A 25296-nucleotide genomic window follows, 5' to 3' on the forward strand; every position below is an offset into this window, starting at 1 on the left:
CGTCATGCCGGACGGGCCTGTGTCGGCCGGGCTTTCACTCGAACGGGTGTCGTGAGCTGGGATCTTTGCTCGAAACCCGTCCGTTCTACGGGGTGCGGGGGCAGAACTCGGCGGCGAGCAGCGCGGGTTCGAGGTCCGGTTCTGCGATCCCGTCCGTGTTCACCCGGAAGGTGAGGACACGACGACCGTCGACGGTGGCAGCGGTGCGCACGTAGCTGCCGGAGATCCGGCCGTTGTGCCCCCACACCGTGGTGCCGCACGGAAGTTTCACAGGGAAGAGGCCCATGCCGTACGAGCCGTGTGCGGTCCGGGTGTTGAGCATGTCGCGCAGTCCGCTCGGCGGTAGGAGCTCGCCGCCGAGCAGGGCGGCGTAGAAGCGGTCCAGGTCGTCGAGGGTGGTGACCAGCTCGCCCGCCGCGCCGGCCACGCGCGGGTCGAGATCGGTGACGTCCGAGCCGTCGGCGGCGTACGCGCGGCCGTGCGGCGTCGGCAGGGAGGAGCGGGCGCCCGGGAAGGAGGTGCCCTTCAGACGGAGGGGAGCGATGATGCGGCGCTCGGCCTCGGCGGCGTACGAGCGGCCGGTGACCTGCTGAACGACCATGCCGAGCAGGACGTAGTTGGTGTTCGAGTAGGCGAAGCGGCCGCGGTCGGCCGGGGGGTGGGTGAGGGCGATGCGTACGGCCTGAAGCGGGGACACGGGGACGGTGCCTGCGGTGTCCGCGGTGAAGTCGTGGAGGCCGCTGGTGTGGGTGAGCAGGGCGCGCAGGGTCAGACGGCGGCCGTCGTTGCCCGCGCCGCGGACCAGGCCGGGAAGGTGGGCGTCCACGGAGTCGGACAGGGACAGCCGGTGCTCGGCGGCCAGTTGCAGCACGACCGTCGCGAGGAACGTCTTGGTGATGCTGCCGGCGCGGAAGTGGTCGGCGCGAGCGATTCCGTTGCCCGCCCGGGCGAAGTGCGAGCCGGATTCCTCGCGGGCCAGCAGCGCCGCCGCCGGGGCCTTGCCACGGGTGACGAGGAGGGCGAGCGCGGTGTCCGAGGCGGGCGGCGCGGGCGCCTGGGAGCCCGTCGGAGCCAGGCCGAGCAGCGCCACGGCCACTGGTATGGCCAGGAGTGTCCGGAGTGTCCTGGGCGGCGGCATCGCGGTCCTCCCTCGTCGTGGCCCATCATGCTCGACGGCGTGGCGGGGGTGTGCGGGTGGTCCCGGCGGAAGCGGTGTCGTGCCGGTCGGGTAGCCGTGCGGTGACGGGGTGCATCGGAGGCGGTCGATCGGTGCGCCACAGGCACCCTGGGCGTTGAGCGCTTGTCGGGTGAGGGACAATGAAGGCTCTGTCAGGGCGGGTTGCATGAGGGGACGCATGTCGGAGGCGGAGCGGGCGGGGGCATCCCGTCAGGACAAGAGCGAACGTCTCCTCGCCGGGCGGTACCGGCTGGGGGACGTTCTCGGCCGCGGCGGCATGGGCACGGTGTGGCGCGCCCAGGACGAGACCCTCGGCCGCACGGTCGCCGTCAAGGAACTGCGGTTCCCGACGAGCATCGACGAGGACGAGAAGCGACGACTGATCACACGCACGCTGCGTGAGGCCAAGGCGATCGCGCGGATCCGCAACAACGGCGCGGTGACGGTCTTCGACGTGGTCGACGAGGACAACCGGCCCTGGATCGTGATGGAACTCGTCGAGGGCAAGTCGCTCGCCGAGGTCATCCGCGAGGACGGACTGCTCACGCCGAAGCGCGCCGCGGAGGTGGGCCTCGCGATACTCGACGTCCTGCGCTCCGCGCACCGCGAGGGCATCCTGCACCGGGACGTGAAGCCGTCGAATGTGTTGATGTCCGAGGACGGCCGGGTCGTGCTCACCGACTTCGGCATCGCGCAGGTAGAGGGCGACCCCTCCATCACCTCGACCGGCATGCTCGTCGGCGCGCCCTCCTACATCTCGCCGGAGCGGGCGCGTGGCCACAAGCCCGGGCCCGCGGCCGACCTGTGGTCGCTCGGCGGTCTGCTCTACGCGTCCGTGGAGGGCGTACCCCCGTACGACAAGGGGTCCGCGATCGCGACGCTCACCGCGGTGATGACCGAGCCGGTGGAGGAGCCGAAGAACGCGGGTCCGCTGAAGAACGTGATCTACGGGCTGCTCGCCAAGGACCCCCAGCAGCGGCTCGACAACGAGCGCGCGCGGGCGATGCTCAACGAAGTGATCTACGCGCCCGAGCCCAGGAAGGCCGAGCCGGAGCCGGCGGACGCGACGAAGGTCGTGGCGCTGCCGCCGACGCCGGACGAGGGCCCGCGCAAGGGAAGTTCGGGCGGCTCCGGAGGCAAGCGGGGCGAAGAGTCGGGAGACCGGTTGCGCGGGGCGCTGCGCTCCGTGCGCAAGGCTGCCTCGGCAGCCGGTGCGGCGACGGCGGCGGCCACCTCGGCGGCCGCGGCGCGTGCCAAGTCCGCGTCCGCGGGGGCGGAGGGGGGCGACGCTGCCGGGGCCAAGGAAGCGACTTCCACGGGCACTGCGGCTTCGACCGGCGCGGCTGCGGCTGCGGGTACTGACTCTGCGGCTTCTGCTTCGGCCGCTGCTTCTCCGGCCTCTGCATCGGCTGCCGCTGCTTCTCCTGCTTCCGGGTCTGCATCTGTTCCGGCGAAGGCCAAGGCAGAGACGGAGCCGAAGGCCCGGGAGCTCGGTAAGCCCGGGGCGGGAACGGCGGGTGCGGCGGGGTCTGCCGGTTCCACGGGCTCGTCCACGGGCTCGTCCGCGGGTTCGTCCGCGCCGGCGTCCGGGTGGCCGGTGGCTCCGGAGCGGCCTCCGCGGCCCGTTCCGCGGGCGCCGCTCACGGATGTGGTGCCCCGGCGGACGTTGATCATCATTGCCGTCGTCGTGGTGCTGGCCGTGATAGGGACCGTGCTCGCCCTGACGCTCGGCGGTGGCGACGACGACGCCTCGAAGAGCGGCAAGGGCGGTGACACCAAGGCCGCTGCGTCCAGCGGGGGTTCCGCCGGAAGCGGTGACAAGGACAAGAACAGCGGTACGCACACGGACAGCGGTGACAAGTCGGACGGCTCGACCTCGGGTTCGGGTGCGGGCGCGGACGAGAGCACCGACGGTGCTGCGAGCGCGAGTGCGAGTGCCTCGGCCGGTTCGGACAGCGACGGCAGCAGTGACGGTGCCGGCGACGGCAAGGAGTCGGACGACGTCGCCGTATCGACGTACAAGGGCGGTCAGGGGTTCTCGATCGGGCTGCCGAAGGGCTGGAAGTACCAGTCCACGGACACGGCGGGAGCCCGGTTCACCGGTCCCGACGAGCAGAAGCTGCTGGTCGGCTGGACGACCACGCCCAAGGACGACCCCGTCGCGGACTGGACGAGGCAGGAGCGGTCCATGGTGCGGGCGCAGTACCAGCGCGTCCGAATAGAGAAGGTGGACTATCGCGGCTGGAACACGGCCGACTGGGAGTTCACCTACACGGAGGGCGGCACCAAGTACCGGTCCATCGACCGGGGGTTCGTCGTCAACGACCACCTCGGGTACGGGCTGATGTACACGGCGAAGGCCTCCGCCTGGGACAGCGAACTGCGCAAGAACACATGGAAGACGCTGACCAAGACGTTCCAGCCGAAGTCGTGACGTACCGCTCGTCGATCTGACGTTCCCCTGCCCGTGCGGGAAGCGAGATGTCGCATCCCCTCTTTGCGGGTTGCCTCCGGCACGTATCGTGAGTGCTTGCGGACCGTACGCAGCCACATGGGTACGTAAGCGGAGCGACAAAAGGACGCAGGGCGAACGGAATTGACCACCGGGCGGCCGGGGGAGGCATCGTGGACGACTATGCGGGACGAGTACTCGCCGACCGCTACCGACTGCCGCTGCCACCGTCCGACGAGCCCGAACTCGCCGAGACCCGGGCCTTCGACACCTACAGCGGACAGGAAGTCCTCGTCCGGCAGGTGCCGTTGCCGGAGGTCGTCGAGGCCGAGGTGCTCGGCGCGGACGGACTGCCGGACGGTTTCGTGGCGCGCGACGGCGGGACACGTCGAGGTTCCGCGTCGACCACGCGCCGGCCCACCGAACCGGCGGTACGGCGGGCCATCGAGGCGGCCCAGGCCGCCGCGCAGATACCGGACCACCCTCGGCTCGACCAGGTCTTCGACGTGTTCGCCGAGGGCGGGTCGCTGTGGGTCGTCAGCGAGTTGGTGCCCGCGAGGTCGCTGGCCGCGCTGCTCGCCGAGAAGCCGCTGAGCCCCTACCGCGCCGCCGAGGTCGCCGCCGACGTCCTCGCCGCCCTGCGGGTGCTGCACGCCCACGGCTGGGTGCACCGGAACATCACCGAACGCACGGTGCTCATCTGCGACGACGGCCGCGTGATGCTGACCGGCCTGGCGGCCGGGGCCGCGGAAGAGGCGCTGTGCGGGTATGACCCGGTGCCGGTACGGGACTTCGAGAACGATGGCGCGGCAGCCCCGGCGGCAGCCGGTGGCGGGAGCGGTGGTTCGGCGGCCGGCGCGATCGGGGCAGGGGCAAGGCCCGGTGGCTCGCGGGGTGTGGATCCCGAGGCCGCGCGTCGCGCCGCGATCGAGGCTCGTGCGCAGCGCGGCGGCCCCCTCGCGGAGGTCAGTGGCGCAGGTGCGGCGGCTCCCGTGCGCCGTGCGCTGGAAGCCGGTGGCGAGGTGGACGTCCGCGCGGCCCGCGCCGGGGCCATCGCCGCGTACCGTGCCGGCGCGCGCGCCGCTGCCCGCGTCCACGAACAGCAGCGGGGCGGTCAGGCAGCGCTGCCCGGGCCCCGGCCCGCCGGAGCCGACGCCACGGCGCCTCCGGGACAGATAGCCGATCCGTACGGAGTGGCCCACACCAACTCCTGGAACGGGAGCCAGAGCCGGACGTGGAACGACGGTGCCGACACCGGGCAGGGGCGCCCCGCGCTCACCGGTGCCGGGCCGACGGGCTCGATGGGTTCGACCGGCGCGACTCAGGTCGGCGGTTGGGACGAACTCGTCGCCGGGGGCGCCCCAGGGGCGTCGCCCGCAGAAACGGCCGTAGCAGCCACCCCAGGATCCGCAGCAGGAACCGCCGCAGGGCACGGCGTGCGGACCAGCGCGGAAAACGGCGTGGGAACCGCCGTGGAACACACTGTGGGAACCGGAGTCGGCACGCCGCCCCGTCGCGGTCCCGCCACCGCGCTCGACGCCGAGCGTGCCCGGCAGGCGCGGATGAACGTGGTCGGGCCCGTGACCGAGCGCTGGGCGCCCGAGCAGGCCGGACCGGTGCACGAGAACTGGCAGTTGGCGGCGCCGATCGGGCCCGCGACCGACCTGTGGGCCCTCGGGGCGCTGCTCTTCCGCGCCGTGCAGGGCCACGCGCCCTACCCGGAGGAGAACACCGCCGAGTTGGTGCAGTTGGTGTGCGCGGAGCCGCCCGCGTTCGCCGAGGAGTGCGGTCCGCTGCGCCCGGTCGTGGAGTCGCTGCTGCGCCAGGACCCCACCGAGCGGCTGGACTTCGAGGAACTGAACGGCTGGCTGCGCTCCCTCGTACGGTCCGCGCCCGAGCCCGAGGCGGGCGCCCACGTCATAGCGGCACCCCCGGTCGACCCGCGCCGGCTGCCGATCGTACGGCGCCGGGGCGAGCTCGTCCGCAGGCGCCGCGCAGGTCTGCCCGCGACCAGCGCGCACGCCCGCCACAAGCGCTCCCGTCACGACCGGTCGAGCCGGTCCGAACGCTCGGAACGGCCGGACCGGCAGAGCCGATTGAGTGGGTCGAGCGGTTCGAGCCGACCGAGCCGGTCGTCGAACCGGCCGCGCAGCCTCGGCCGCAACCTGCTTCTCCTGCTCCTGCTCCTGCTGGTCGCGGCAGTCGCGTACGCGGTGCTGTTCATGCCGAAGGCCGAGTCCGGTACCGGCGCCGGCGACAGCGCGAACGGGGCGGGGACCGGCGCGGCCGGGGACGTGAGCCCGGCCCCAGGGCACTCCTCCGGCACCAACGCCGACGGCGGGACGGGCAGCGAGCCGCGACCCGACCAGACCTCGCCCGGCTCCGATGACGACAAGGACAAGAGCCCCTCCGGCTCGTCCGGTTCGACGAAGGCGCAGACGTCCGACCCCGATGTCGCCCAGGGCTTCGCGCTGCGCAAGGACGCCGCGGGCTTCCGTATCGCCGTGGCGGACGGCTGGAGCCGTACGCCGAAGAACGGCCATGGCCAGGTCGTCTACTCCCACGGAGATTTCGAGCTCATCGTCGTACCCGGCCGGGACAGCACGGACGGCTACGGCAGCGATCCGCTCACCTATCAGCGGGAGCGCGAGCAGGAGTTGCAGCCGTTCCGCGACTCGACATGGGCCACGTCGACCGGGATGCGGCGGATCGACGTGGGCGGACGAACCATGGCCGAGGGGCAGTTCACCTGGCAGGACTCCTCGGGGCACGAGTTGTACGTACGTAATCTCGCGCTCATCGTCGACGGGCACTACCACGTGGTGCAGGTACGCGGCCCGGAGGCCGAACGCGACGAGGTGACACGGCTGTACGAGCAGGCGTCGTCGACCTATCAGGTGACCGGCTGATACATACGGGGTGATCGGCCGCACGGCTGACCCTCAGGCCCCGTACGCCTGTTGGTTCCCTCCCGTACAGGGAAGGGAGAACCGTCACAGTGCGGTTTCCGTACGACCCTGCTTGTTCCCTGCGCGGGGGCCGCTCTTTAGTCTGACCTTGTCAAGACCATTGCGGGGAAACGTGAATCAGATGCAGGGCCTGCTCCTCGCGGGCCGCTACCGGCTTGTCGACTCGATCGGCAGCGGTGGCATGGGACGGGTGTGGCGCGCGCACGACGAGGTGCTCCACCGTGCCGTGGCCGTGAAGGAGTTGACCGCCGCCCTGTATGTCACGGAGAGTGACCGGGCGGTCCTGCTCGCGCGAACCCACGCCGAGGCGCGGGCCGCCGCCCGCATCAACCACTCGGCCGTCGTCACCGTGCACGACGTCCTGGAGCACGACAACCGGCCGTGGATCGTCATGGAGCTGGTCGAGGGCAACTCGCTGGCCGACGCCGTCAAGGAGCAGGGGCGCGTCGAGCCCTCCGAGGCGGCACGGATCGGCCTGTGGGTGCTGCGCGCGCTGCGGGCCGCGCACGCCGCCGGTGTGCTGCACCGTGATGTGAAGCCCGGGAACGTACTCCTCTCCTCCGACCGGCGCGTCCTGCTCACCGACTTCGGGATCGCGCAGGTCGAGGGCGACAGCACGATCACGCGCACCGGCGAGATCGTCGGCTCGGTGGACTACCTGGCGCCCGAGCGGGTGCGCGGCCACGATCCCGGGCCGTCCTCCGACCTGTGGGCCCTGGGCGCGACGCTGTACACGGCGGTGGAGGGGCGCTCGCCCTTCCGGCGGACCTCGCCGCTGAGCACCATGCAGGCCGTGGTCGAGGAGGAGCCCGCCGCGCCGCAGCACGCGGGTCCGCTGGGTCCGGTCATCACGGCCCTCCTGCGCAAGGATCCCGCCGTACGGCCCGGCATGGAGGAGGCCGAGCAGATGCTCGCCGAGGCCGCCGAGGGACGAAGGCCCAACGCGGCGCAGGCGTACGTGCCGACGCAGCACATGGACGGCAGCGGCCGGGACCCCAGGGGCCCCAGAGGCCAGGGGGGCCAGGGGAGCCACGGGGCGGCGGCAAGCCGCACGGGTGGTGCAGCCCCGCACGCGCCTGGTTATCCCGCGCCGGGTTATGGCGTGCCGGGTGCTCCCGGCATGTCCGGTGGCGCGGGCGCACCCGGCACTCCCTGGCCCGGTGGTGTCCCCGGCGCGTCCGGAGCGACGCTGCACGAGCCCGTTTCCGCGCACACGGCGTCTCCCGCTCCCGCCGCACGGGGACGCAGACGCGGGCGCACCATCGCCCTCGTGGTCGCCGTGGCCGCGGTCGTCGGGCTCGGCGGCGGCCTGGCCATGAAGTACGCGGACGGCTTGAGGGACAAGGACAGCAGCACCTCGGCGAGTTCGGCCGGCAGCACCCCCGGCTCGGGAAACAGTGGCAACGAGCCCGCCGGTGCCGTGCCCAAGAACTGGGAGCGCCAGAAGGACGTCGAGGGCTTCAGCGTTGCCCTGCCCAAGGGGTGGAAGCGGCAGGTCGACGGCAACCAGATCGACTACACCCCCGACGGCGGCAAGCACTTCGTCCGCATCGCCATCGACGACTCCCCTGACTTCGACAACTCCTACATGCACCAGATCGACCTCGAGGAGCAGTTGCAGAAGCTCAAGGACTACAAGCGAGTGAGTCTGCAGGCCAACACCTTCCGCGACTGCAGTGGTTCGCTGTGGGAGTTCACCTGGACCGCGCTGCCGAAGCAGACGGAGTTCCCGGGCGCCCGCCGGGCCATCGAGCAGACGTATCTCGCCCGTGACGGCGTCGAGTACGCCATCTATCTGTCCGCGCCCGCGGCGGACTGGGCCACCACCCGGCCGCAGTTCGACGCGATCCTGCGCGGCTGGCGCCCACCCAGCTGACAGCAGGGGACGGTTGCGCGCGTGACCGATGCGGGATCGCGTGCACGGCTGGTACCGGTTTGCGCGTACGGCCGATACAAGCCGGTCGGCGGCTGCCCCGGGGACGCCGTCCCGGAGGGTCTCCGTCCGGTGCGGCATGATGGGGCGCATGGGGACCGAGGGGGACAACGTCCGCGTCATCGCGGGCCGTTACCGGCTGGAGAAGCGGATCGGCCGGGGCGGCATGGGCGTCGTCTGGCGCGCGACAGACCAACTGCTGGGCCGCCAGGTCGCGGTCAAGGAGATCGCCCTCGACGACTCGTTGTCCGAGCAGGAGGCCCGGCTCCAGCGCGACCGCACCCTGCGTGAGGCCCGCGCGATCGCGCAGCTGCGGCACCCGCACATCATCGTCGTGCACGACGTGGTCGTGGAGGACGAACGCCCGTACATCGTGATGGAGTTGATCGACGGCGGCTCGCTCTCCGACCGGATCGCCTCGCGCGGTCCCGTCGACGCCCGCGAGGTCGCCCGCATCGGCATCGACCTGCTGAGCGCGCTGCGTCGCGCGCACGACGCGGGCGTACTGCACCGTGACATCAAGCCCGCGAACGTCCTGGTCGACGCCGGAGGAGACCGTGGCGACCGTGTCGTCCTCACCGACTTCGGGATCGCCCAGGTCGCGGGTGCGACGACGCTCACCGAGAACGGTTCCTTCGTGGGCTCGCCCGAGTACACCGCGCCCGAGCGGATGTCGGGCGTCCGGACCGGCCCCGAGTCCGACCTGTGGTCGCTGGGCGCGCTCCTGTGCACGGCCCTGAGCGGTGAATCGCCGTTCCGCCGCGACTCGTTGGGCGGCATCCTGCACGCGGTGGTCTTCGACGAGATACGTCCGCCCGCTCAGGCCGCGCCCATCCTTCCCGTCGTACTGGGGCTGCTGGAACGCGATCCGGAGCGCCGGCTCGACGCGGCGGAGGCGGAACGGATGCTGCGGGTGTTCCGCGACACGGGCCGTACGCCGCGCCCGGCGCCCGGGACTCCCGCCTACACGCCCACGCAGCGCGTCGTACTGAAGAAGGACATGCCGACGCGGAACATGTCGGCGAAACCGCAGACCGTGGGGGCGCAGCCGTCGCCGAAGCGCTCCAGGCGGGGCGCCCTCGTCGCTGCCGCGCTGGTCGCCGCGATGGCCGGGGCCGGCGTGTCTGCGGCCGTGCTGCTGATGAACGACGACGGGGGCGGCGGGGACGGGGGACCGCCGACGAGTACGGCGTCGCGCACTTCGCCCGGCACTTCGCCGAGCGCTTCCTCCCGTACGACGGGCAGTACCGCGTCTCCCTCGGCGAGTCCCGCGTCTCCTTCGGCGAGCACGCCCGGGCCGACGGTGACGGTGACGCGCTCGTCGAACGCCTCGCCCGCCGTCCACAGCACGGCCCCCTCGGGCTACAGCCTCGCGGTGGATCCCAAGGGGTTCACCCTCGCGGTGCCCGACGATTTCGCGCGTGTGCCGCAGGGCGAGCGGACCTTCTACATGTCGCCCGGGCAGGTCTTCCGCCTGGGCATCAAGGTCGCCGACCCCGAGGCGGGCGGACCGATCGGGGTGATGCGGCGCGCGGAGGCCAAGGGGCCGTCCACGAACCCGGGCTACCGCGACGGCCGGGTGACGGAGACCACGCACGGCCAGCAGCCCGCCGCCCTGTGGGAGTTCACCTGGAACGGCTTCACCGCGGCGGAGGGGGCACGGCACACGTACGACCTCTGCTGGGAGGAGAACGGGCAGATGTACGACGTATGGGTCTCGGCGCCGGTCGGGAAGGTGCGGGAGGCGAAGGAGTACTTCGACGTGGCGGTGGATACGTTCGCACCGTCATGAACGGGAGACGACGGCGTAAACCGGAGATAAGGGGTGGTTCGCGTCACGGGTCTGTGACCGGGCGGCGGCCGGGCTGGTAGCAAGGGCACGTGGCGCGATATGCATGAGGCCATGAGCAACAACGGGGGAGCCCCCTACGGGGGCGACGAACCAACGAGTTTCGGCCTGCAACCGCCGAGGCCGGGCGGCGTACCGGCACAGCAGCCGGGCGTGCCGTACCCGGGGAATCCGTACGCCGCGCCCACCCAGATCGTGCCCGGGCAGCAGGCGCACGCTCAAGGACCGGCGCACCCCGGGTCTGAACCCCAGTCGCAACCGCAGTCGCAACCCCAGCCCCAGCCCCAGGTCTCTGCGCAGGCGCCGCAGGCCGCGCAGCCGTCGCAGGAGGACCCCGGCGCCGGGCGGCTCATCGGCGGTCGCTACCGGCTGCTCTCGAAGCTCGGCCACGGCGGTATGGGCACGGTGTGGCGGGCCAAGGACGAGACGGTGGACCGCGAGGTCGCGGTCAAGGAGCCCCGTGTCCCGGACCATCTTCCCGAGCGCGAACGTGCCAACGCCTTCGAGCGAATGCGCCGCGAGGCGCGCGCCGCGGCCCGGCTCGACCACCCGGCGGTCGTGAACGTCCACGACGTCGCGGTCGTCGAGGGACAGCCCTGGATCGTCATGGAGCTGGTGCGGGGCCGCTCCCTGGGCGACGCGCTCCAGGAGGGCACCCTCGGGGTCAGGGAGGCGGCGCGTGTCGGCCTGGAGGTCCTCGGCGCGCTGGAGGCCGCGCACGCGGCGGGCATCCTGCATCGCGACGTCAAGCCCGACAACGTCCTGCTCGGCCGTCACGACCGCGTCGTCCTCACCGACTTCGGCATCGCCCAGATCGAGGGCGAGACGAACCTGACGGACACCGGCGGCATCGTCGGCTCGCCCGAATACATCGCGCCGGAACGGGTGTTGGGCCAGCGCCCCGGCCCGGCCTCCGACCTCTGGTCGCTCGGCGTGGTGCTCTACGCGGCGACGGAGGGCGTCTCGCCGTTCCGCCGCAGCAACACCCCGGCCACGCTGCAGTCGGTGCTCAACGCCACGCCCGCCGCCCCGGCTTCGGCGACGGGCCCGCTCGCCCAGGCCATCAACGGCCTGCTCGAGAAGGACCCGTCCCGCCGCCCGAACGCGGCCCAGGTCCGCCACCTGCTCCAGGAGGCGGTCACGCCGCCGGCTCCGGCACCGACGCAGGTCGTGCAGGTTGCAGGCCCCGCCCCCGTCCCGGCGGACAAGGGCATCCGGGTCGGCCGGGGTGCCCTTGTCGGCCTCGGCGCGGCGGTGGTGGCGGCCGCGGTGGTGGCGTATCTGCTGATCGCCGACCCCTTCGCGGGACCGCTGCCGGACCACTGGGCCAAGCGCCAGGAGAAGGCGCTGGGCGCGACCCTCGCCGTACCCGAGAACTACAAGGTGGGCAGACCGGAGAAGGACGAGTCGGGCAGGGACCGGCACTGGGTGACGTACACCGACCTGAGCGGCAGCATCTGGATCGGCCTGAACCTGGCGAAGAAGTCCGAGGACACGGGCCACGAGATCAAGGACTCGGCCGCCGCCGAAATGTACGCCGACAACGGCGACTTCAAGGAGAGCGGCGAGTACGAGCTCGACATGCCCGAGGGGCCCAGGACGGCTACGAAGCAGACCAAGTACCACGGCAAGGACTCCGCCGAGAACACGGTGATCTACACGACCACCGACAGCCAGAACCCCCGCCCCCGCGAGGTGCGGATCTTCTACTACAAGAACTCCGCGGGCAACATGTACAAGCTCACGATCAGTTACCCCGGCGCCGGCGACTTCACTGCCAGGGGCCGTGAAGTCGCGAGGACGGCGATCGCCAACCTGGACATCGACAAGCTGTGAGAGCCCTGGCTGTCCGCCCGGGTCAACTCAGCTTGGCGGCCTGGGCCTTGATGACCGCGGCCGGGATGTCGTACGCGGCGACGTCGCTGTCGCCGGAGAACGCGGCCAGGCTGATCGAGTAGTACGTGGCGACGGTACTGCCGTGTCGGACGACCTCGCCGTGCACCACGACCTTGTCGCCGTCCGCGTCCCCGGTCACGGCGAACGCCAGCGACTCGTCACCCGTCCCGGAGGCCTTCTCCTTCTCGACCTTCGTGAACTTCTGCGTGTCACCGTCGGCCGTGGCCGTGAACCCACCACCGCACCCGGCGATCGCCTCGGACACGGACGACAGCGTCTTCTTCGCGCCGTCATCCTCGTAGGAGGAGAGGGAGACGATCGTCAGGGTCTGCCCGAGCGCGTCGGTGATCCCCTTCATCGCCTCGTCGAGCTCCTCCTCGGTCATGTCCTCCATGCTCTTGGTGGAGGACGCGCTCGGCTTCGCGGCCACCTCCGTCGCCTGCCGGTTGATGTACGCCGCCGAGTCCCCGGGAGCGAACCCGGTGAGCACGTAGGCGATCGGCGTGCACTTCTCGTCGACGACCTTCACGTCGTCCTTCGACGAGGCGAACTGCTGCGATCTGTCGGCCGCCGCGACCTTGTACCCGTCGACGTCCGCCGTGGCGATGATCAGCTTCTCCAACTCGCCACCGCTGAGAGCCTTCGCGGCAGCCGTCTCCGACGCCTTCGCGCCGGCACTCTTGTCGTCGTCGGAGCCCGACCCGCCACAGCCCGTCAGCAACGCGAGCGAGAGGGCGGAGGTCACGACGGTGACGGCGGCGCGGGGCAGGGCGGATCTCTTCATCTTCTGGGAGGTTCCTTCGGTGGGCAGGCAGGGGGAACCGCAGGTCCCGGCGCGAGGCGAACCAGGGACCTTGAGGTGAAGCAGCGGTGAAGCAGGACTATGAACTCAAGGTCAAAGAAACGTCAAGTCCTCAACGATCTACGGGGCCAACTTGCGCCGACCTGCCCGGCCTTGTCCCCCGGGGCGGCCGTGCGACTGCCCCCTGGTCGGGGCTCGGCGGGCAAGGGCGAGGCAAAGACCGGCCAGAAGTGATCGACTCGTGATCGTGGGCCCGGCTGTGGGAGCGGTAACGCCCTGATCAGCGCATTCGTTGCCAGTGATCGCTGGCGGAGTGTGAGCAGACCGTGAAAGCGCGTTACCCGCGGGTACCCAAACCGGCCGCCCCGGAATACCCTCCCCCCATGACGGACTCGACGGACACGCAGGCTCCGGTGCAGACCGGCACCAACCCCCTCGCCCCCGCCCCCGCGGGTGCCCGCACCGCCGCCGACGTGGTGACGCCCGAGCTGGTGGCCCAGCTCACCCGGGGGGTGGTCGGTTCCGGTCGTACGGCCAACCACACGCCGTTCACCGGCGAGAAGCTGGCCGATCTGCCGGAGTCCACGCCCGAGGACGTCGCAACGGCCTTCGAGCGGGCGCGTGCGGCGCAGGTCGCCTGGGGTGCGACCCCGGTGCGACAGCGTGCCGCCGTGCTGCTCCGCTTCCACGACCTGGTGCTCGCCCGGCAGGCCGAGGTGCTCGACCTGATCCAGCTGGAGACCGGCAAGGCGCGGCTGCACGCGCACGAGGAAGTCCAGGCCGTCGCCGTCGCCGCCCGGCACTACGGCCGCAAGGCCCCCGCGTACCTGCGGCCCAAGCGGCACGCCGGTGCCATGCCCACGCTCACGCGCGTCACCGAGCTGCGCCACCCGCGCGGCGTCGTCGGCCAGATCGCGCCCTGGAACTACCCCCTCGAACTCTCCGTCGGCGACGCACTGCCCGCCTTCGTCGCGGGCAACGCCGTCGTCATGAAGCCGGACACCGAGACCTGCCTCACCGCCCTGTGGGCGCGCGACCTGCTCATCGAGGCCGGGCTGCCCGCCGAGGTCTTCCAGGTCGTCCTCGGTGACGGTCCGGTCGTCGGGCCCGAGGTCGTCAAGCACGCCGACTACGTCTCCTTCACCGGGTCGACGCGGACCGGGCGCGAGGTCGCGCAGGGTGCCGCCGCCCGGCTCGTCGGCGTCTCCCTCGAACTCGGCGGCAAGAACGCCATGGTGGTCCTGGAGGACGCCGACGTGGACAAGGCGGCCGCCGGTGCTGTCCGTGCCTGCTTCTCCTCCGCCGGCCAACTCTGCATCTCCATCGAGCGGTTGTACGTCCACGAGTCGATCGCCGACGTGTTCGCGGAACGGTTCGCCGCCCGCACCAAGGCGATGCGGCTCGGCACGTCCCTCGCGTACGGCGCCGACATGGGCTCGCTGGTGGGCGACCGGCAGCTGGAGACCGTGACCCGGCACGTGGAGGAGGCGGTGGCGAAGGGCGCCAAGGTGCTGGCCGGTGGCGTCCCCCGGCCGGACATCGGGCCGTACTTCTTCGAGCCCACCATCCTCGACGGGGTCGAGGCCCCCATGGCCGTCTGCACCGAGGAGACCTTCGGACCCGTCGTCTCCCTCTACCGGTTCAAGAACGAGGACGAGGCCGTCGAGCTCGTCAACTCCACGCCGTACGGCCTCAATTCGTCCGTCTGGACGAAGGACGGGCGGCGCGGGAGGGCGGTCGCGGCGCGGCTTCGCACGGGAACGGTGAACGTCAACGAGGGCTACGCGCCCGCGTACGGCAGCGTCCAGTCGCCCATGGGCGGCATGAAGGACTCCGGCCTCGGCCGCCGTCACGGCTCCGAGGGCATCCTCAAGTACACAGAGGCCCAGACCGTCGCCCAGCAGCGGCTGCTGCCGATGGCGCCGTCGCTCGGCATGGACGACGAGAAGTACGCGGAGTTCATGAGCCGGAGCCTCAGGCTGATGAAGGCCGTCCGCTTCCGCTAGACCCCACCCGTTCTCAACACCTCACCCGTTCTCAATGAGGAGAGCAGCACGTGTCACAGGAGAACTCTGTCCAAGAGCACGATGAGCGCGAGGGTGCGTACGACTACGACGTCATCGTCGTCGGCTCCGGCTTCGGCGGTTCCGTCACGGCCCTCCGGCTCACCGAAAAGGGCTACCGGGTAGGGGTGTTGGAGGCGGGCCGCCGCTTCACCCGCGAGTCGCTGCCCAAGAACTCCTGGGACATCAAGAACTACCTCTGGGCGCCCAAGCTCGGGATGTACGGCATCCAGCGCATCCATCTGCTGGGCAATGTGATGGTGCTGGCGGGGGCCGGGGTCGGCGGCGGCTCCCTCAACTACGCCAACACCCTCTACGTACCCCCGAAGCCGTTCTTCGAGGATGCGCAGTGGAAGGACATCACCGACTGGGAAGCGGAGTTGAAGCCGTACTACGACCAGGCCCGGCGCATGCTCGGGGTACGGCTCAACCCGACGATGACCCCGTCGGACATCCATCTCAAGGCGGCCGCCCAACGGATGGGCGTCGGCGACACCTTCCACATGGCGCCGGTCGGCGTCTTCTTCGGGGACGGCGAGGACGCCGACGGCACTTCGAAGACGGGGCCCGGCGGGGAAGTGGCAGACCCCTACTTCGGCGGCGCCGGCCCCTCCCGCAAGGCCTGCACCGAGTGCGGCGAGTGCATGACCGGCTGCCGCCACGGCGCGAAGAACACCCTCAACGAGAACTATCTCCACCTCGCAGAGAAGGCGGGAGCGGTCGTCCATCCGATGACGACCGTCGTGTCCGTCACCGACGACTCACGCGGCGGGTACGCCGTGCAGACCCTCCCCACCGACGAGAGGAAGAAGGGCCGGGGCCGCACCTTCACGGCCCGCCGGGTCGTCCTCGCCGCCGGCACGTACGGCACCCAGACCCTGCTGCACCGTATGAAGTCCGGTGGACAACTCCCTTATGTATCGGCCAGGTTGGGTGAGCTGACCCGGACCAACTCCGAGGCCCTGGTGGGCGCGCAGACCGACCGCCGCCGCTACCGGAAGGCGACCGGGGAGACCACCGTCGACTTCACCCGCGGAGTCGCCATCACGTCCTCGATCCACCCCGACGAGAACACCCACATCGAACCGGTCCGCTACGGCAGGGGATCGAACTCGATGGGCGGCCTCTCCATCCTCCAAGTCCCTTACGCGGAGGGCTCGTCAAGAGTCGCGGGATGGCTGGTCAACGCCGTCAGGCACCCCATGCTGGTGGCCCGCTCGCTCTCCAACCGCCGCTGGTCCGAGCGCACCATCATCGGCCTGGTGATGCAGTCCCTGGACAACTCCCTGACCACGTTCCTGAAGCCGAAGGGCGCCGGCAAGGGCCTGCTGACCGCCCGTCAGGGCCACGGCGCGCCCAACCCCAAGCAGATCAGGGCCGCTTCGGAGGCCGCGTCCGCCATCGCCGCCGAGATCAACGGCTTCGCCGGCAGCAACGTGGGCGAGCTGATGGGCACACCGCTCACGGCGCACTTCCTCGGCGGCTGCCCGATCGGCGCCAGTGCGCAGGACGGCGTCATCGACCCGTACCACCGGCTGTACGGCCACCCCGGCATCTCCGTCGTCGACGGCGCCGCGGTCTCCGCGAACCTCGGCGTCAACCCGTCGCTCACCATCACCGCCCAGGCCGAGCGCGCGATGTCGTACTGGCCCAACAAGGGGGAGACGGACCCGCGCCCGGCGCCCGGCGCCGTGTACGAGCGCCTCAAGCCGGTGGAGCCGCACAGCCCCGCCGTCCCCGCGGACGCCTTCGGCGCGCTGAAGCTGCCGTTCCTGGGGATGCCCACGGTGCCGCCGAAGAAGTAACTCCCTCTCCGGACACGCGAAAGGACCTGCGCCCCCCTCCGAGCGCAGGTCCTTTCACGTGGCTGCAAAGTCGCGTTACGCGGTGGCGTCGCCCGACCTGCGGCGACGCACCACGAACACCGCACCCGCACCGGCGACGACGGCGATACCACCGACGAGACCGATGGTGGGCAGGGCTGAGGAGGAACCGGTCTCGGCGAGCGAGCCGGTGGCCTCGACGGACTTGGTGTCCTCGATCGGCTTGCTGCCACCGGTCTGCGGCTTCGCGTCACCCGGGTTGCCCGCGTCGGAACCGGCGGCCAGGATGTCGAAGAAGTAGATCCAGCCGCTCGGGTCGTTGGCGACCCAGCAACCGTCGTCGTCCGAGTACTGGGCGAAGCCGCCCGTGACTCCGATGGAGTCCGGCACCTTGCCGCTGACCTTCAGTCGCAGCTGGTACGAGGTGGACTGGCCGCCGCCGAGCGAGAACGGGGTGAACGTGCCGCCCTCGCCCGCCGCGCCCGCGACCTCCTGCCACGTGCCGGAGGTCTTGTCGAGGACCTGGACGGTGATCTGGCCGGAGTAGTCCTTCTCGTCGTCCCAGCCGATCGCCGCGACGCCGATCAGGGGCGCGATGTCCTTGATCTTGTCGTCGCCGTGGTTGCTGACGTTGAACCGGAAGTTGGTCCAGCCGCTGCCCGCGACGATGGTCTCGGGCAGGCCCGACAGGTTGCTGCTGAGGTCGTCGCTGACCTCGGTGAGGTCGTTGCCGTCCTCGTCGACACAGATGTCGGCGCCGCCGTCTCCAGGAGTGCTCTCGCTCGGGCTCGGCGAGGCGGTCGCGGAAGACGACGCGCCGGCGCTGCTCTCGTCCGACGCGGGAGTGCTCTCGTCCGCGGCCGGGGTGCTCTCGTCGGCGGCGGGCGTGCTCTCGTCCGCCGCGGGGGTGCTCTCGTCGGCGGCCGGGGTGCTGTCCTCGGCCGCGGGGGTGCTCTCGTCGGCGGCGGGAGTGCTGTCCGCCGCGGCCGGGGTGCTCTCGGCCACGGTCGGCGTCTCGTCGGATGCGAACGCGGTCGGCGCCGACAGCAGGGCCAGCGGGCCTATGACGGCCGTTGCGGCCGCAGCGGCCAGGGCACGGCGAAGCTTCATGAAGACCTCGGAAAGTCCGGGGTGCCACGTCGTCGCAGCACGCGAATGGAAGAGGCCGTCGCGTGTGGGGCGCGGGTGTGGCCGTTGGTTCTGCAGGTGTGACCGGCCAGGTCCAAAAAAGGTTGTCCTCTTACTGACAGAACTTTTATGTGGGCTGGGTCACATGTTGTTCACGGGGTCCTTGGGACCACTGGGGTCCGTGGGGTCCGTGGGGTCCCTGGCGTTCGCGGGAGTCGCCCGGCGCAAGCGAAGGGCCCCGCGGGACGGATCCGCGGGGCCCTTCTCCGTCAGCACCAGCGTCAGGGCAGCGCCGGTGCCTGGCGAGCGGCGCCGGGGGGTTGCGCCGCTGGTTGGCGTACCACCGGTGCGCCGTCGGTCGCCGCCCCGGCGCAAACAGGGCGCGCGCATGGTGTCGACCATTGGCAGCCAGGCAGTGGAATGCGAGGTTCTGCTGCGGGACTTGGGGCTTTTGTCGCCGTCGGCCGAGTACCCGGCCGTGCGGTCTGTTCTTGCATCGTGCTGGATGGGCCACGGCCTACGCAACCGTTTCGACCACCTCTGGACAGATTCCGTCGGTCGGCCCCGAGCGTCCCCGGAGCCGACCGTTCTTGAGTGACCGGGCTGCTGTCCCCTGCCGTCCGGTCACACCCTGGAGCGAGGTCCCACGACGCACGGCACGATCCGTACGTCTCATCGCCCCAGCGAAGCCACGCGTGGTTTTTTCGGGCCCGCCCCTGGCTGACACGGACATCGGGACCAACGAAGCCCCCGGCGAACGGGTCACGCGCCGTACGGGTGAGAGCGCGGCCGAACTCAGATACGGCCCCGGCACAGTTCGAGCAGGATCATCGCCAGGGACGTGCCGGGCCTGCCGAGGGCGTCCCTGTAGTGGCCGAGGACCTCCATCTCGCGGGAGAGGTTCACCCGGCGCCCGCCGGATGCGATGCGGGCCTCCTGGATCACGGCGGAGACGGCCATGCGCTCCTGGAGGAGGCCGATGATGTGGTCGTCGAGGGCGTCGATCCGCTCCCGCGCACCGGTGATCACGTCCGCGGCGTCGTCGTTGCGCGCGCCGGTCCTGTCGAGTACGTCGCTCATGGTGGGGCTCCTCGTGAGGTGGGGTGGTGCGCCCCGGAGCGGCAAGGTCCGGAAAACGGCAGGCGCCCCGGGCCTTGTCGGCCCGGGGCGCCTGGGAAGTCGCTTGTCAGTTGCTCAAGCAGCACGACCATGGCAGCCGGTGGGCCGGTTGCCATAGGTAAAGACGAAGGTCTCGTGCGTGAACATGCGGCCAGTATGCCCGGGCGGACGGGCGCCTCCAAGTCGGTTCGGATGGTGAGACGCCTCGCAGGAGCTGCCTACGAGACCTCCCCTGGGCGTCCCCGGGACCTCCGTCAAGGCCCTCCGCCGTGGGATCCGACCAGGTCGCCCGTCGCGCCCCGTTAGAATCGACAAAACAGACCCCTGCCCACCGCCGGAAGGCAACCCGTGTCATCAGCGACTCCCGCTGCCGCCACCCCCGACACCGTCCTGGTCGTCGACTTCGGTGCGCAGTACGCCCAGCTCATCGCCCGTCGAGTCCGCGAGGCGCGGGTCTACAGCGAGATCGTGCCGAGCACCATGCCGGTCGCGGAGATGCTCGCCAAGAACCCGGCGGCGATCATCCTCTCCGGCGGCCCCTCGTCGGTGTACGCGGAGGCCGCCCCCCGCCTCGATCGCGAGATCTTCGAGGCCGGCGTCCCCGTCTTCGGCATGTGCTACGGCTTCCAGCTGATGGCCACGGCCCTCGGCGGCACGGTCGACGACAACGGCGCCCGCGAGTACGGCCGTACGCCGCTGACCGTCTCCAAGCCGGGCTCCACCCTTTTCGAGGGCACCCCGGACGAGCAGTCGGTGTGGATGTCGCACGGCGACGCCTGCTCCGCCGCCCCCGAGGGCTTCACGGTGACCGCGTCCACGGACGTCGTCCCGGTCGCGGCCTTCGAGAACGACGAGAAGAAGCTGTACGGCGTCCAGTACCACCCCGAGGTCATGCACTCCACGCACGGCCAGCAGGTGCTGGAGCACTTCCTATACCGGGGCGCGGGCCTCAAGCCGGACTGGACGACCGGCAACGTCATCGAGGAGCAGGTCGCCGCGATTCGCGCCCAGGTCGGCGACAAGCGCGCCATCTGCGGTCTGTCGGGTGGAGTGGACTCGGCCGTCGCCGCCGCTCTCGTCCAGAAGGCCATCGGCTCGCAGCTGACCTGCGTGTACGTCGACCATGGCCTGATGCGCAAGGGTGAGACCGAGCAGGTCGAGAAGGACTTCGTCACCGCGACCGGCGCGAACCTGAAGGTCGTCGACGCGAGCGAGCGGTTCCTGAACGCGCTGGCCGGTGTGTCCGACCCGGAGACCAAGCGCAAGATCATCGGCCGGGAGTTCATCCGCGTCTTCGAGCAGGCCCAGCTGGAGATCCTCCAGGAGGACGGTCCCGAGGTCGCCTTCCTCGTCCAGGGCACCCTCTACCCCGACGTCGTCGAGTCCGGTGGCGGCACGGGCACGGCCAACATCAAGTCCCACCACAACGTGGGCGGCCTTCCCGAGGACATCGAGTTCGAGCTCGTCGAGCCGCTGCGCCAGCTGTTCAAGGACGAGGTGCGGATGGTCGGCCAGGAGCTGGGGCTCCCGGAGGAGATCGTCCAGCGCCAGCCCTTCCCCGGCCCGGGCCTCGGCATCCGGATCGTCGGCGAGGTCACCAAGGAGCGGCTCGACCTGCTCCGCGAGGCCGACGCCATCGCCCGCGAGGAGCTGACGGCCGCCGGTCTCGACCGTGACATCTGGCAGTGCCCGGTCGTGCTGCTCGCGGACGTGCGCTCCGTCGGCGTCCAGGGCGACGGCCGGACGTACGGCCACCCGATCGTCCTGCGTCCGGTCTCCTCCGAGGACGCCATGACGGCCGACTGGTCCCGTCTCCCGTACGACGTCCTCGCGAAGATCTCGACCCGGATCACCAACGAGGTCGCCGACGTCAACCGCGTCGTGCTCGACGTGACGAGCAAGCCGCCGGGCACCATCGAGTGGGAGTAAAAGCCCCCTAGGTGCGCTTGATCGTGCGCAGAGGCTCACCGGGCTTCCAGATCTCGACGACCAGGTACTTGTCGTCCTCGACGTAGGTCCGTACGACCTCCGTCAGCTCGGTGCGGAAGAGGTGGAACGGCTGCGGCGGTTCCACCTCTTTCACGTATGTCTCCTTCGCCTCGCCGTCCTCCACGCCGATCGCCCGTCCGCTGATCCGCACGTCACCGCCGCCCATCCCGGTGCCCGGCCCCGGGTTCGTCTGGAGGGCGAAGCGCGGGTCGCGGTTCAGGTCGAGGGCCTTGAGCGAGCCCGGCATCATGCCGAGCCACAGCTCGCCGTCAAGGAAATTGACCTCCAGCCCGGTGGTGCGCGGGGAGCCGTCCTTGCGGAGGGTGGCCAGGACATGGTGGGTGAACGCGCCGAAGCGGTCTTCGGCAATCTTCGCCAGTTCGGGTTCCGCCTCGGTGAAAGCCGCCCAGTTCGCCGCCGTGTTCGCTGCCGTATTTGCGGCCGTATTTGCTGTCATACGGCGAGTGTGGCGCCCAATCCGGACAACCACTGTCGGGATTCTTCGGCGTTGCCGGATAACGGTTGCGCACTCTCTTCACAGGACGGCCCTGTTCTCCTGGGCTGACCGGGGGTAACTTCCGGTCCGTAACGGAAACGCCAGTGCTGGAGGCCATATGCACGGGCCCACACCGCCCCTTCCCCTGCCCACCGACCGGCTGCGGTTCGCCATGCCGCCGATGCACGAGTCGCTGGACGACGAGCGGCGGCACCGCAAAGAGCGGCTGGCGGGGGCGCTGCGGCTCTTCGGGCGGCTCGGCTTCGAGGACGGGGTCTCCGGCCACATCACCGCGCGCGACCCGGAGTACAGCGACTGTTTCTGGGTGAACCCGTTCGGCATGCCGTTCAAGCACGTCACCGTGAGTGACCTCGTGATGGCCAACCAGGACGGGCAGGTGATCGAGGGCCGCTATCACGTGAACCAGGCCGCGTTCACCGTGCACGCTCAGGTCCATGCCGCCCGGCCCGACGTCGTCGCCGTCGCCCACTGCCACTCCGTGCACGGGCGGGCCCTGTCCACGCTCGGCGACCTCCTCGACCCGATGACCCAGGAGTCCTGCGCCTTCTACGAGGACCTCGCGCTGTACGACGCGTACACCGGTGTGGCCGTCGACGCCGAGGAGGGCCGCCGGATCGCGGCCGCGCTCGACACCCACAAGGCGCTCGTCCTGCGCAACCACGGGCTGCTGACCGTCGGCGCCTCGGTGGACGCGGCGGCCTGGTGGTTCCTGTCGCTGGAGCGGTCCTGCCAGGTGCAGCTGACCGCGAAGGCCGCCGGCCGCCCGATTCTCATCGATCACCGGCAGGCCGTCGCGACGCGCGAGCAGCTCGGCGGCGACCTGGTCGCATGGATCAACTACCAGCCCCTCTGGCAGGACATCAGCCGCAGCGAACCTGATCTGCTCTCCTAGGTTGCTGGTTGCTGGTTGCTGACGGGTGACGCGTGACGGGTGACGGGTGAGGGGTGAGGGGCTAGAAGCCGCGTAGGACGGCTGCCTTCGTCGCCGCGAACTCCTCGTCCGTGAGTACGCCGTCGCGGTGCAGTTCGCCCAACTCCCGCAGGCGGCGCAGAAGTGCGTCGTGGTGGTCGGTCGCGGGCGGCAGGGCGGCCGGGTGCGGGGGCCCGTCCAGGTAGTCGCCCTGGCGGATGGACGGATGCGGCAGGCGCGCGGTGACCGCGGTGGCGATGAGGGCCGTGAGGAGGTCGCGTCGGGTGCTGCCCCACAGATCGAGGGCGTACGGGTCCTTCTCGGGCGGCAGCTTGGAGAAGGCGGTCTCGCGCGTCACGAAACGCAGGAAGCCGTCCTCGTAGCCGGAGTTGGGCAGCCACTCGACCTGCATCAGATCGCCGACGGCGATGATCCGCGGGCCCGTCGCGCGCTTGACCCGGTCCGAGGTGTCGCTCCAGTCGATCCGCACCTGGGCGCCGTCGAAGGAGACCATGCCGTCGCTGGACCGGACGGACACCGGGACGGGCGGCCCGGGGAGAAGGTACGTCTTGGTCGGCTCCTTGGGGATCTGGTCCAGGAGCAGGCCACGGCGGATCTCCTCGGCGACGTACTCCGCGACACCGGCCCGGTCGATGTCCACCGTCAGCCGGTAGGGATCGGCCGCCTCGGGCAGCCGTCCGCCGGTCGCCTGCAGGAGCGGGTCGGCGCCCTCGCGGAGCCTGAGACGCAGGCGGCCGCGCTTGCGTTCGGGTTCGTAGACGATGCCTGACATCGCCTCCAGGGGCACGGCGATCTCGCCGTACGTCTGCCGGAACAGCGGCACCGAGCGGTGCAGCCCCGGCGTGATCCGCAGCGTGCTGCCGTCGAAGGCCCAGCTCCCGTCGCGCTGGATGATCTCGGCCATACGGAAATTCTCGCAGCCTGGTCAACACGGGGTCCGGCGCTTCACCCGCGCTGACCAGACCTGCCGGGTTCGGGACCTGTTCAGTACGGCACAATTCGCTGTCATCGCGGGGGAGTTGTCAGGCAGTTGTACGGCAGTCAGGCGTACGGAAGATCCGTACGGGAAGCCTGGCTGCCTGACTGTGCAGAGCTTGTGGCGCGGGGAAGGCGGCAGCGGACGTGGCGGTGCAGGAGGCGAGACACGGCGAGGAGCGCGGTGCCGGGCAACGGGCCGGGCAGGGCGCCGGGCCCGGTGCGGCCGGATCCGGTGCGTATGGATCCGGTACGGCCGGATCCCATACGGCCGGATCCGGTGCGCACGGAGGCGGGTGCACCTGCGGGGACTGCCCGCACGGCGCCCGCGCGGGGCACCGGCGCGCCGTCGCCGAATTCCTCGCCAAGCGCGACGAGTTCGCCTCCGGGCAGGGGCTGCCCGCCGGTGTCGCGCACTCGGTGTCCGCGTCCCGGCAGTGGGTCTCCGAGGAACTGACCCAGTCCGCGGACCTCGTCGCCGAGCGCGGGCGGCTGGACGGCGAGGCCTGGCTCGGGCGGCTGTGGCGCCATACGGCGTGCGCCGTGTGGGGTGGTGTCGGTGCCCTGCTGCTGGTGCAGGCGCTCACCGCGATCGGCGCCGGCTGGACCGCCGCGCGGACGGCGGGGCTCCTCGCCGCGGTTGTCCTCGGCGGACTGCTCACGGGCGCGGGCTTCCTGCACCGGGCGAGGGGCGGTGTCCTCGCCCCTGTCATCGGCGAGGACAACAGGCTCTCCACCTCCCGCGCGGTGGCGGCGAGTTGGGTGCTGTTCGTGGTGTACGCCGTCCTCGTGCTGGTCGGGCAGCTCGTGGCGGCCTCCGGCCACGGGGAGCGGGACCGGCTGATCGCCGGGCTCGAACTCGCCCGCGGCGCGGGTGTGGTGACCGTCGTCGCCGTGGTGTGCGGGATCGCGGTGCTCGTGCGGCGGGTGGTGGGGCTGCGGGTGCTGGGTCAGCGGCTGCAGAAGGTACGAGCCGACCGGCCGCGCGCGGCGGACCTCCTGACGGACGACTCGGGGCGGGGCAACTTCGCCGACCTCCAGTACGTGGTCGTCGGCGCGGTCGCTCTGCTCTTCGCGGCGGTACGGCTGGCCCGGCGGCCCGAGCAGCTGCCCGATCTGCCCTGGGGACTCGCGGTGCTCGTGCTGGTGTCGGCAGGAACGTATCTCGCCGGGAAGTACGCCGAAGGCGGACGACCGGTGATCCTTTCCGTCGTGCGGGCCCGGGAGGCGGGGGATCTGGACGCGCCCATCCGCACCGGGGACGACATCGAGATCCGCGGCGCCGGATTCGTGCCGCCCGGCGCACAGAGCGCGGACCGGCTGTCCCGGATGGTCGTCCGCATCGGCACCGTCCATGTCCACGTGCCGTTGATCCCGGTGCCCGGCGGATTCAGCAACCCCACGGACGCGGTACTTACCGTGCCGGTGCCGGTTGACGTGGAGGCCGGACGGGTGGAGGTGCAGGTGGTCACCGCGGCGGGGGTCGAGACCAATCGATGCGTGATCGATGTGACGGAGTGAGAGGGCGTCGGCTTTCGGCTTTTCAGCCCGTCCGGCGTTTGAGGACGAGGCCGTCCAGGCCGAAAAGGGGGGTCTGGGGGCGCAGCCCCCAGGTACGGGACGGGTAGGGGCGGAGGGGGCGAAGGACGGTTTTGGGGATCTCCCGGCGCCGA

General features: G+C 71.0%; 16 protein-coding genes. 10 read left to right on the forward strand and 6 right to left on the reverse strand.

The window, feature by feature from the left end; translation table 11 throughout:
• Positions 1-85: 85 nt before the first annotated feature.
• Complete coding sequence (locus ABZS97_RS00450; RefSeq protein WP_356131571.1) at positions 86-1138, reverse strand: serine hydrolase domain-containing protein; 1053 nt, start codon at positions 1136-1138, stop codon at positions 86-88.
• Between the two features lie 217 nt (positions 1139-1355).
• Here ABZS97_RS00450 and ABZS97_RS00455 point away from each other — a divergent pair, with 217 nt between their 5' ends.
• From ABZS97_RS00455 to ABZS97_RS00475, 5 genes are all read left to right on the forward strand, one after another.
• Positions 1356-3611, forward strand: coding sequence for a serine/threonine-protein kinase (locus ABZS97_RS00455; protein ID WP_356131574.1), 2256 nt, complete (start codon positions 1356-1358; stop codon positions 3609-3611).
• A 191-nt stretch (positions 3612-3802) separates the two neighbouring features.
• Positions 3803-6538, forward strand: a complete 2736-nt coding sequence (locus tag ABZS97_RS00460) for a protein kinase (RefSeq protein WP_356131578.1) — start codon at positions 3803-3805, stop codon at positions 6536-6538.
• A 181-nt stretch (positions 6539-6719) separates the two neighbouring features.
• On the forward strand, positions 6720-8474 hold the full coding sequence (locus ABZS97_RS00465) for a protein kinase (protein WP_356131966.1): 1755 nt from the start codon (positions 6720-6722) through the stop codon (positions 8472-8474).
• Positions 8475-8622: 148 nt separating this feature from the next.
• On the forward strand, positions 8623-10323 hold the full coding sequence (locus ABZS97_RS00470; protein WP_356131581.1) for a serine/threonine-protein kinase: 1701 nt from the start codon (positions 8623-8625) through the stop codon (positions 10321-10323).
• A 111-nt stretch (positions 10324-10434) separates the two neighbouring features.
• Positions 10435-12216, forward strand: coding sequence for a serine/threonine-protein kinase (locus ABZS97_RS00475; RefSeq protein WP_356131584.1), 1782 nt, complete (start codon positions 10435-10437; stop codon positions 12214-12216).
• A 22-nt stretch (positions 12217-12238) separates the two neighbouring features.
• On the opposite strand, the gene ABZS97_RS00480 is transcribed toward ABZS97_RS00475, so the two are convergent.
• Positions 12239-13060 (reverse strand): hypothetical protein, encoded by an 822-nt coding sequence (locus ABZS97_RS00480; protein WP_356131587.1) that lies wholly within the window; start codon positions 13058-13060, stop codon positions 12239-12241.
• Positions 13061-13461: 401 nt separating this feature from the next.
• Here ABZS97_RS00480 and ABZS97_RS00485 point away from each other — a divergent pair, with 401 nt between their 5' ends.
• Both ABZS97_RS00485 and ABZS97_RS00490 read left to right on the forward strand, forming a co-directional pair.
• Positions 13462-15084: a succinic semialdehyde dehydrogenase gene (locus ABZS97_RS00485; RefSeq protein ID WP_356131590.1), complete on the forward strand. Its 1623-nt coding sequence runs from the start codon at positions 13462-13464 to the stop codon at positions 15082-15084.
• A 50-nt stretch (positions 15085-15134) separates the two neighbouring features.
• Positions 15135-16946, forward strand: coding sequence for a GMC family oxidoreductase (locus ABZS97_RS00490; protein ID WP_356131593.1), 1812 nt, complete (start codon positions 15135-15137; stop codon positions 16944-16946).
• 75 nt (positions 16947-17021) lie between these two features.
• Here the strand turns inward: ABZS97_RS00490 and ABZS97_RS00495 are convergent, their stop codons facing one another.
• Both ABZS97_RS00495 and ABZS97_RS00500 read right to left on the reverse strand, forming a co-directional pair.
• The gene (locus ABZS97_RS00495) at positions 17022-18074 is read right to left on the reverse strand and encodes an LPXTG cell wall anchor domain-containing protein (RefSeq protein WP_356131595.1); all 1053 of its coding nucleotides are present in this window, start codon (positions 18072-18074) and stop codon (positions 17022-17024) included.
• Between the two features lie 813 nt (positions 18075-18887).
• Entirely contained in the window at positions 18888-19172 is a 285-nt protein-coding gene (locus ABZS97_RS00500) for a chorismate mutase (RefSeq protein ID WP_356131598.1), read from the reverse strand.
• Positions 19173-19559: 387 nt separating this feature from the next.
• On the opposite strand from ABZS97_RS00500, the gene guaA reads away from it, so the two are divergent.
• Positions 19560-21140, forward strand: a complete 1581-nt coding sequence (gene guaA, locus ABZS97_RS00505; protein ID WP_356131601.1) for a glutamine-hydrolyzing GMP synthase — start codon at positions 19560-19562, stop codon at positions 21138-21140.
• A 7-nt stretch (positions 21141-21147) separates the two neighbouring features.
• Here the strand turns inward: guaA and ABZS97_RS00510 are convergent, their stop codons facing one another.
• Positions 21148-21657: a pyridoxamine 5'-phosphate oxidase family protein gene (locus ABZS97_RS00510; RefSeq protein WP_356131604.1), complete on the reverse strand. Its 510-nt coding sequence runs from the start codon at positions 21655-21657 to the stop codon at positions 21148-21150.
• A 157-nt stretch (positions 21658-21814) separates the two neighbouring features.
• Between ABZS97_RS00510 and ABZS97_RS00515 the strand changes: the two genes are divergently transcribed.
• Positions 21815-22609 (forward strand): class II aldolase/adducin family protein, encoded by a 795-nt coding sequence (locus ABZS97_RS00515; protein ID WP_356131607.1) that lies wholly within the window; start codon positions 21815-21817, stop codon positions 22607-22609.
• Positions 22610-22670: 61 nt separating this feature from the next.
• Here ABZS97_RS00515 and ABZS97_RS00520 read toward each other — a convergent pair whose 3' ends face one another.
• Positions 22671-23552 carry a DUF4429 domain-containing protein gene (locus ABZS97_RS00520; RefSeq protein WP_356131610.1) on the reverse strand — a complete coding sequence of 294 codons (882 nt, stop codon included), beginning with the start codon at positions 23550-23552 and terminating at the stop codon, positions 22671-22673.
• A gap of 218 nt (positions 23553-23770) precedes the next feature.
• Here ABZS97_RS00520 and ABZS97_RS00525 point away from each other — a divergent pair, with 218 nt between their 5' ends.
• Entirely contained in the window at positions 23771-25144 is a 1374-nt protein-coding gene (locus ABZS97_RS00525) for a hypothetical protein (RefSeq protein ID WP_356131613.1), read from the forward strand.
• Positions 25145-25296: the final 152 nt, after the last annotated feature.

The sequence above is a fragment of the Streptomyces sp. NPDC005485 genome, assembly GCF_040606085.1.
GTDB lineage: Bacteria > Actinomycetota > Actinomycetes > Streptomycetales > Streptomycetaceae > Streptomyces.

Bases quoted from the DNA above. Each gene is read 5' to 3' on its own strand.
- ABZS97_RS00450 (WP_356131571.1), bottom strand. From the start codon at position 1,138: ATGCCGCCGCCCAGGACACTCCGGACACTCCTGGCCATACCAGTGGCC.
- ABZS97_RS00455 (WP_356131574.1), top strand. From the start codon at position 1,356: ATGTCGGAGGCGGAGCGGGCGGGGGCATCCCGTCAGGACAAGAGCGAA.
- ABZS97_RS00465 (WP_356131966.1), top strand. From the start codon at position 6,720: ATGCAGGGCCTGCTCCTCGCGGGCCGCTACCGGCTTGTCGACTCGATC.
- ABZS97_RS00470 (WP_356131581.1), top strand. From the start codon at position 8,623: ATGGGGACCGAGGGGGACAACGTCCGCGTCATCGCGGGCCGTTACCGG.
- ABZS97_RS00475 (WP_356131584.1), top strand. From the start codon at position 10,435: ATGAGCAACAACGGGGGAGCCCCCTACGGGGGCGACGAACCAACGAGT.
- ABZS97_RS00480 (WP_356131587.1), bottom strand. From the start codon at position 13,060: ATGAAGAGATCCGCCCTGCCCCGCGCCGCCGTCACCGTCGTGACCTCC.
- ABZS97_RS00485 (WP_356131590.1), top strand. From the start codon at position 13,462: ATGACGGACTCGACGGACACGCAGGCTCCGGTGCAGACCGGCACCAAC.
- ABZS97_RS00495 (WP_356131595.1), bottom strand. From the start codon at position 18,074: ATGAAGCTTCGCCGTGCCCTGGCCGCTGCGGCCGCAACGGCCGTCATA.
- ABZS97_RS00500 (WP_356131598.1), bottom strand. From the start codon at position 19,172: ATGAGCGACGTACTCGACAGGACCGGCGCGCGCAACGACGACGCCGCG.
- ABZS97_RS00510 (WP_356131604.1), bottom strand. From the start codon at position 21,657: ATGACAGCAAATACGGCCGCAAATACGGCAGCGAACACGGCGGCGAAC.
- ABZS97_RS00515 (WP_356131607.1), top strand. From the start codon at position 21,815: ATGCACGGGCCCACACCGCCCCTTCCCCTGCCCACCGACCGGCTGCGG.
- ABZS97_RS00520 (WP_356131610.1), bottom strand. From the start codon at position 23,552: ATGGCCGAGATCATCCAGCGCGACGGGAGCTGGGCCTTCGACGGCAGC.